The sequence below is a fragment of the Bradyrhizobium sp. genome (genome assembly GCF_049581145.1).
Classification (GTDB): Bacteria; Pseudomonadota; Alphaproteobacteria; order Rhizobiales; family Xanthobacteraceae; genus Bradyrhizobium.
Window position 1 is genome coordinate 1 of the sequence record NZ_JBAURI010000328.1, and the last position, 7,409, is coordinate 7,409.

At 65.3% G+C, this 7,409-nt stretch carries 6 protein-coding genes and 1 pseudogene; all 7 read left to right on the forward strand.

Features of this window, described 5'->3' with window-relative positions:
* Window positions 1-140: 140 nt before the first annotated feature.
* A complete protein-coding gene (gene murC, locus WCB02_RS10840; protein ID WP_423958131.1) occupies window positions 141-1,544 on the forward strand; it encodes a UDP-N-acetylmuramate--L-alanine ligase in 1,404 nt (467 codons plus the stop codon).
* Window positions 1,541-2,470 (forward strand): UDP-N-acetylmuramate dehydrogenase, encoded by a 930-nt coding sequence (gene murB / locus WCB02_RS10845; RefSeq protein WP_423958132.1) that lies wholly within the window; start codon window positions 1,541-1,543, stop codon window positions 2,468-2,470. The genes murC and murB overlap by 4 nt, the downstream gene beginning before the upstream one ends.
* Before the next feature lie 85 nt (window positions 2,471-2,555).
* A complete protein-coding gene (locus WCB02_RS10850; protein WP_423958133.1) occupies window positions 2,556-3,548 on the forward strand; it encodes a D-alanine--D-alanine ligase family protein in 993 nt (330 codons plus the stop codon).
* 106 nt (window positions 3,549-3,654) lie between these two features.
* Window positions 3,655-3,896: pseudogene (locus tag WCB02_RS10855) on the forward strand (D-alanine--D-alanine ligase); the annotation flags it as partial.
* Window positions 3,854-4,867, forward strand: coding sequence for a cell division protein FtsQ/DivIB (locus tag WCB02_RS10860; protein WP_423958134.1), 1,014 nt, complete (start codon window positions 3,854-3,856; stop codon window positions 4,865-4,867). The pseudogene WCB02_RS10855 and the gene WCB02_RS10860, both read left to right, overlap by 43 nt.
* A complete protein-coding gene (gene ftsA, locus WCB02_RS10865) occupies window positions 4,864-6,186 on the forward strand; it encodes a cell division protein FtsA (RefSeq protein WP_423958135.1) in 1,323 nt (440 codons plus the stop codon). Before WCB02_RS10860 ends, ftsA begins: the two co-directional genes overlap by 4 nt.
* 87 nt (window positions 6,187-6,273) lie before the next feature.
* A partial coding sequence (gene ftsZ, locus WCB02_RS10870; protein ID WP_423958136.1) for a cell division protein FtsZ occupies window positions 6,274-7,409 on the forward strand: 1,136 nt, incomplete at its 3' end.

Genomic DNA, 7,409 nt, shown 5'->3' on the forward strand with positions numbered 1-7,409 from the left:
TCATGGCCGGGCTTGTCCCGGCCATCCACGTCTTGCATGAAGTGGGAGAGATTCGTGGCTGCGCGGGCCATCGCCTCGCCGAAGGTGCTTCAGCCCCGGCAGGCGGGACAACTCCCGGGCATGACATCAGGGACATACGTATGAGACTGCCGCGCGAGATCGGACCCATCCACTTCGTCGGGATCGGCGGTATCGGCATGAGCGGGATCGCCGAGGTGTTGTGCAATCTCGGCTACATCGTGCAAGGCTCCGACGCGGCCGAAGGCGCCAATGTCGCGCGGCTGCGCGACAAGGGCGTCAAGGTGTCGGTCGGCCACAAGGCCGAGAACGTCGATGGCGCCGACGTGGTCGTGGTCTCGACCGCGATCAGGCGCGACAATCCGGAACTGATGGCGGCGCGCGCGCAGCGCATTCCGGTGGTGCGCCGCGCCGAGATGCTCGCCGAACTGATGCGGCTGAAAAGCTGCGTCGCGATCGCGGGCACGCACGGCAAGACCACCACGACCTCGATGGTGGCGGCCCTGCTCGATGCCGGCGACCTCGATCCGACCGTGATCAATGGCGGCATCATCAACGCCTACGGCACCAATGCGCGGCTCGGCGCCGGCGACTGGATGGTGGTGGAGGCCGACGAGAGCGACGGCACCTTCCTGAAGCTGCCGGCCGACGTCGCCATCGTCACCAATGTCGACCCCGAACATCTCGATCACTTCAAGACCTTCGAGGCGGTGCAGGACGCGTTCCGCAATTTCGTCGAGAACGTGCCGTTCTATGGGTTTGCCGTGATGTGCATCGATCATCCCGTCGTGCAGAGCCTGGTCGGCCGCATCGAGGACCGCCGCATCATCACCTATGGCGAAAACCCGCAGGCCGACGCGCGCCTGCTCGATCTCACCCAGATGGGGGGCGCTTCCCGCTTCAAGGTGGCGTTCCGCGACCGCAAGACCGACGGCGTGCGGGAGATCGCCGACATCGCGTTGCCGATGCCGGGACGGCACAACGCGCTGAACGCCACTGCGGCGATCGCGGTCGCGCACCAACTCGGGATTTCCGACGCGGCGATCCGCAAGGCGATCGCGGGTTTTGGCGGCGTGAAGCGGCGCTTCACGAAAACCGGTGAATGGAACGGGGTGACCGTCATCGACGACTACGGCCATCATCCGGTGGAGATCGCGGCCGTGCTGAGGGCCGCCCGCGAATCCCATGACGGCCGGATCGTCGCCGTGGTGCAGCCGCATCGCTACACGCGGCTGCAATCGCTGTTCGAGGAATTCTGTACCTGCTTCAACGATGCCGACGCCGTCGTCGTCGCCGAGGTCTATCCGGCCGGCGAAGCGCCGATCGAAGGCATCGACCGCGACCACTTCGTGCTCGGCCTGCGTACGCACGGCCATCGCGAGGTGACGGCACTGCAGAAGCCGTCCGATCTCGCCGGCCTGATCAAGGGCCTTGCCGGCCCCGGCGATCTCGTCGTCTGTCTCGGCGCCGGCAACATCACGCAATGGGCCTATGCGTTGCCTGGCGAACTGAAGGCGCTGGGATGAAGGCTCCGACCTTCCCCGACATCACGCCCGAGCTGACAGCGGCGATGCCGCGACTGCGCGGTCGGCTGCTCGCCAACCAGTCGCTCGCGGAATTGACCTGGTTTCGTGTCGGCGGTCCGGCGCAGGTGCTGTTCACGCCGGCGGATGCCGACGATCTGGCCTATGTCCTGGCACGGTTGCCGGACGAACTCGCAATCCATGTCGTCGGGGTCGGCTCCAATTTGATCGTGCGCGACGGTGGCCTGCCCGGTGTGGTGATCCGGCTCTCGCCGCGCGGTTTTGGCGAGACCAGCGCGGAAGGCTGTGTCGTCAGCGCCGGAGCCGCCGCGCTCGACAAGCGCGTGGCTGAGATTGCGGCAGCCGCGGGCCTCGGCGGACTGGAATTTTTCTTCGGCATTCCGGGCACCGTCGGCGGCGCGCTGCGCATGAATGCCGGTGCCAATGGCGGCGAGACCAAGGATGTGCTGATCGAGGCAACCGGCATCGACCGCGGCGGCACGACGCATACCTTCTCCAATGCCGAGATGAAATTCGTCTACCGCAACTCGGGCGTCGATCCCGCGATCATCTTCACCTCGGCGCGTTTTCGCGGCATCAAGGCCGCGCCCGAGGCGATCCGGGCACGGATGGCCGAAGTGCAGCAGCATCGCGAAACCGCACAGCCGATCCGGGAAAAGACCGGCGGCTCGACGTTCAAGAATCCGCCCGGCAACAGCGCCTGGAAACTGATCGATGCCGCCGGCTGCCGCGGCCTGCGGCTCGGTGGCGCGCAGGTCTCGGAGCTGCATTGCAATTTCCTGATCAATACCGGCGAGGCGACGGCCCACGACATCGAAACTCTGGGTGAGACCATTCGGGCGCGGGTCAGGCAAAATTCCGGAATTGAGCTACATTGGGAAATCAAGCGGATCGGAATTTCCCCTTAATTGTCATTCCGGGACGCAAAGCCGCGAACCCGGAATCTCGAGATTTCGGGTCGCTTCGCGCACCGGAATGACGAAAGAGATGAAGATGCGGATCACCATTCTCTTCGGCGGCACCAACAAGGAGCGCCTGGTCTCGGTCGCCAGCGCACAGGCGCTGCATGAAGCCCTGCCGGAGGCGGATCTGTGGTTCTGGGATGCCGATGACAGCGTGCATGAAACGCAGTCAAAGATCCTGCTCGGTCACGCACGCCCGTTCGAGGATCCGTTCGTGCCCGGCGGGCGGCGCATCGCGGCCGGAATTGAGCAGGCGCTGGACCAGGCGCGAATCGACGACCGGTTGTTCGTGCTTGGACTGCATGGTGGCCGGGCCGAGAACGGCGAGCTGCAGGCAATGTGCGAGATGCGCGGCATTGCGTTCACGGGCTCGGGCTCGGCCTCCTCCTATCTGGCGTTCGACAAGGTCGCCGCAAAACGCTTCGCGGCGATCGCCGGGGTGAAGACGCCGGCAGAGATCGCGCTTGACGACATCGAGGTGGCGCTCGCCGAATACGGCCGGCTGATTGCCAAGCCGATGCGCGACGGATCGAGCTACGGGCTGATTTTCGTCAACGCGAAACAGGATCTCGTCGCGGTCCGCAACGCCGCCAGGCTTGAGGCCTATCTGATCGAGCCTTTCGTCTCCGGCGTGGAAGCAACCTGCGGCGTGCTGGAGCAGCCCGATGGGCCGGCCTTTTCGCTGCCGCCGATCGAGATTGTGCCCGGGGAGGGCAATTTCGATTACGCGGCGAAATACCTGCTCAAATCCACGCAGGAGATCTGTCCGGGGCGCTTTACCCCCGAGATCGGCGCAGCTCTGATGGACCAGGCGCTCAGGGCACACCGCGCACTGTCGTGCGGCGGCTACTCAAGGTCGGATTTCATCGTCTCGGACGAGGGGCCGATCTATCTCGAAACCAATACCCTGCCGGGATTGACCAGGGCGTCGCTGTATCCCAAGGCGCTGAAGGCGCAGGGAATCGCATTCATCGACTTCCTGCAACAGCAGATCGTGCTCGCAGCAAGGCGTGCGCGCAGATAGGCGAGGGGCCGGGTTGAGACGGATGGAACCGCCAAGTGCGTAAAATTCTTAAGATTTTACAGCAAACCGCTCTCGGGATTGCTGAAAAATCGCCGCTGCGGTCCGGGTTTTACCCTTTGTTTACCAGGAAGTCCGAAGGTTAACGCTGGCGGCGCATATGGCGCTTGGCTGCCGGGGCGTGAGCTGTTGCGGATTTCCGCTTCGACGACCGCATCTTTGGGGGAAAGGGGGCCCTTTTGCCTTCAACGCCCAGCCCGGCACGAGCGAGGCGTCATGTGTGCCAGAATATTTGATGAGTTCGTGCAATGGATGGCGCAGGACGCCTTACCCGATCGTTGCGATCGCTGAGGCCGGAAGCTGACCTGGGAGCGGCCGCGCTTGGCGCGGTCGTGCTTTTGCGCGAGTGGCTCGGGCTTGATCGCGGCCGCACCCATCGGTCTGCCAAGCCGTCCGCAAAACCCGCCGCTACGCCTTTCATCGAGCGCGCTCCCCCGCCGCGTCTGATTGCGTGGATCGAACGTCATGTGCCGCACCGCGCCGGCGTTGCCGCCACCGTGCTGCTGCTGCTCGCCAGCGCCGGCTTCGGCATCGTCAGGGGCGGCCATATCGACGAACTCTCCACCGCGGTGAACGATACCCGCAACGCGATGGCCAATTCGGCGGGATTCCGCATCACCTCGGTGACGATCAATGGCCGCAAGCAGTTGAGCCAGGACGAGGTGCTTGCGATCGGCGGCGTCACCGGCCGCGCCTCGCTGTTGTTCCTCGATGCGGCGGCGGTGCGCGATCGCCTGAAGGCCAATCCCTGGATTGCGGACGCGACCGTGCTGAAGCTCTATCCGGGCCAGCTCGAGATCAATATCGTCGAGCGCTCCGCGTTCGCGCTGTGGCAGCAGGATGGCAAGCTCGCCGTCATTGCCGAGGACGGCGCGGTGCTCGAATCCTACGTGTCACGGCGCTTCTTGACGCTGCCGCTGGTGGTCGGCAAGGGCGCCGAAACCCATGCGCGGGAGTTCCTGGCGCTGCTTGCGCGTTTTCCGCAGGTGCACGCAGTCACCAAGGCTGCGGTCTATGTCGGCGAGCGCCGCTGGAATCTGCGACTGAAGGATGGCCTCGACATCCGCCTGCCGGAACATGACGTCGCGACGGCGTTGGCCGAATTGAGCAAACTCGACACGGATGAACATTTGTTTTCCCGCGACATCGTTGCGGTCGATCTGCGTCTGCCGGACCGGCTGGCGGTGCAACTCTCCGATGACGCGGCCAAGGCGCGCGAAGACCTGTTCAAGAAACCGAAGAAAAAGGCCGGTGACGCATGACCGGCTTCAATGGCAATCAGACGCCGAAGACCCGCCCGATGCCGCAGAAGCGGACGGCGATGGTGGCGTCCCTCGACATCGGCACCAGCAAGATCGCCTGCATGATCGCGCGGCTGAAGCCGTGCCCACCGAGCGAAGCGTTTCGAGCCCGCAGCCATGCCGTCGAACTGATTGGTTATAGCCAGATCCAGTCGCGCGGCATGAAGGCCGGCGCGGTGGTCGATCTCGCCGAATGCGAACAGGCGGTGCGCCAGGCCGTGGCGCTGGCCGAGCGCATGGCCAAGGTCCGGGTCGAATCGGTCCTGCTGCCGGTCGCCGGCGGCCGGCCGCAGGGCCAGCTGATCGAGGCCGCCGCCGACATCCATGGCGGCGCCGTCACGTCAGCCGACGTCAGCCGGGTGATTTCCGCCGGCATGCGTCACGCCACCGGCGAGGGCCGCACCGTGCTCCACGCGCTCCCGGTCGGCTATGCGCTGGACGGCGTCAAGGGTATCCGCGATCCCCGGGGCATGGTGGCCCGGCAGTTCGGCGTCGACATGAATGTCGTGACCGCGGACGCCACCGTGGCCCGGAACCTGATGCTCGTGGTGGAACGCTGCCACCTCAATGTCGAGGCCATGGCAGCGAGCTCCTATGTGGCCGGCTTGTCCGTCCTGACAGATGACGAGGCCGATCTGGGGGCCGCGGTGGTGGAAATGGGCGCCGGAACCACCACGATGGCGATCTATTCGGGCGGCCATTTCGTCCACGCCTCCGGTTTCGCGGTCGGCGGCCATCACGTCACGATGGACCTTGCACGTGGCTTGAGCGCATGCATTGCGGATGCCGAGCGAATCAAGACGTTATATGGCACCGTGCTGACCGGCGGGTCCGATGCGCGCGAACTGATGTCTGTGCCCTCGGCCGGCGACAATGAGCGGGACGTTCCGCAGATCGTGTCTCGTGCCACGATTGCGAACATCGTCCGGCACCGCGTCGAGGAGATTTTTGAGATGGTCCGGGACAGGCTAGCTGATTCTCCCTTTGCGGCGGAGCCCAAAGCGCGCGTGGTGCTGAGTGGGGGCGCCTCGCAGCTCACCGGCATTCCCGAGCTTGCAACCCGGATCCTCGGCCGTCCGGTGCGCATCGGCCGTCCGCTTGGCTTCGGCCGGCTGCCCAGTGAGGCGAAGACGGCGTCATTCGCCGTGCCGACTGGTCTGTTGGTCTACCCGCAATACGCTCATCTTGAACATGTCGAACCGCGGCATACGCGGCAGGTCAGGACAGGGACTGACGGTTATTTCGGAAAGGTCGGACGATGGCTTCGCGAGGGCTTCTAATGGCTGGGTTCCGGATCATTGGATTTTCACCAACACCCGCGGCCGCCGGCCGGGGCGACTCCACGCGCGCGTGATCGAGAGGCAACCATGGCACTCACTATTACTCCCCCCGATATCCACGAGTTGAAGCCCCGGATCACCGTTTTCGGCGTCGGCGGCGCGGGCGGCAATGCCGTCAACAACATGATCACCGCCGGTTTGCAGGGGGTCGATTTCGTCGTCGCCAATACCGACGCGCAGGCGCTGACCATGTCCAAAGCGCAGCGCATCGTGCAGATGGGCACCCAGGTCACCCAGGGGCTCGGCGCAGGCTCGCAGCCTGACGTCGGCGCCGCCGCCGCGCAGGAGGTCATCGACGAGATCAGAGACCATCTCTCCGGCGCCAACATGGTGTTCGTCACCGCCGGGATGGGCGGCGGGACCGGCACCGGCGCCGCCCCCGTCATCGCGAAGACGGCGCGCGAAATGGGCATCCTGACGGTCGGCGTGGTGACAAAACCGTTCCACTTCGAGGGCCAGCGGCGCATGCGCACCGCGGAAGCCGGTATCGCCGAACTGCACAAGGTGGTCGATACGCTTTTGATCATCCCGAACCAGAACCTGTTCCGGGTCGCCAATGAAAAGACCACCTTCGCCGACGCGTTCGCGATGGCCGACCAGGTGCTGTATTCCGGTGTCGCCTGCATCACCGACCTGATGGTCAAGGAAGGCCTGATCAACCTCGACTTCGCCGACGTGCGGGCGGTGATGAGGGAAATGGGCAAGGCGATGATGGGGACCGGCGAAGCCTCCGGCGACAAGCGCGCCTTGACCGCAGCCGAAGCCGCGATCGCCAACCCGCTGATCGACGATTCCTCGATGAAGGGGGCCCGCGGTCTTCTGATCTCGATCACCGGCGGCAAGGATCTGACGCTGTTCGAAGTCGACGAGGCCGCAACCCGGATTCGCGAGGAAGTCGACCAGGACGCCAACATCATCGTCGGCGCGACCTTCGACGAGGCGCTGGACGGCCTGATCCGCGTCTCCGTCGTCGCCACCGGCATCGAGCATGCCCAGATCGCGCGCAATCTGGCGGCGGCTTCCGCAAGCCAGCAGCAGCCGCAGCCGCAGCCGCCGGCACCGACCGCGCCCGGGGTCCCCCAGGAAAACCGGCTGGCCGACCTGACCGCACGGCTGCGCGCCGACAATCAGCGTCTCGCCGAGCGCGCCGCCAAGCTCGAAGC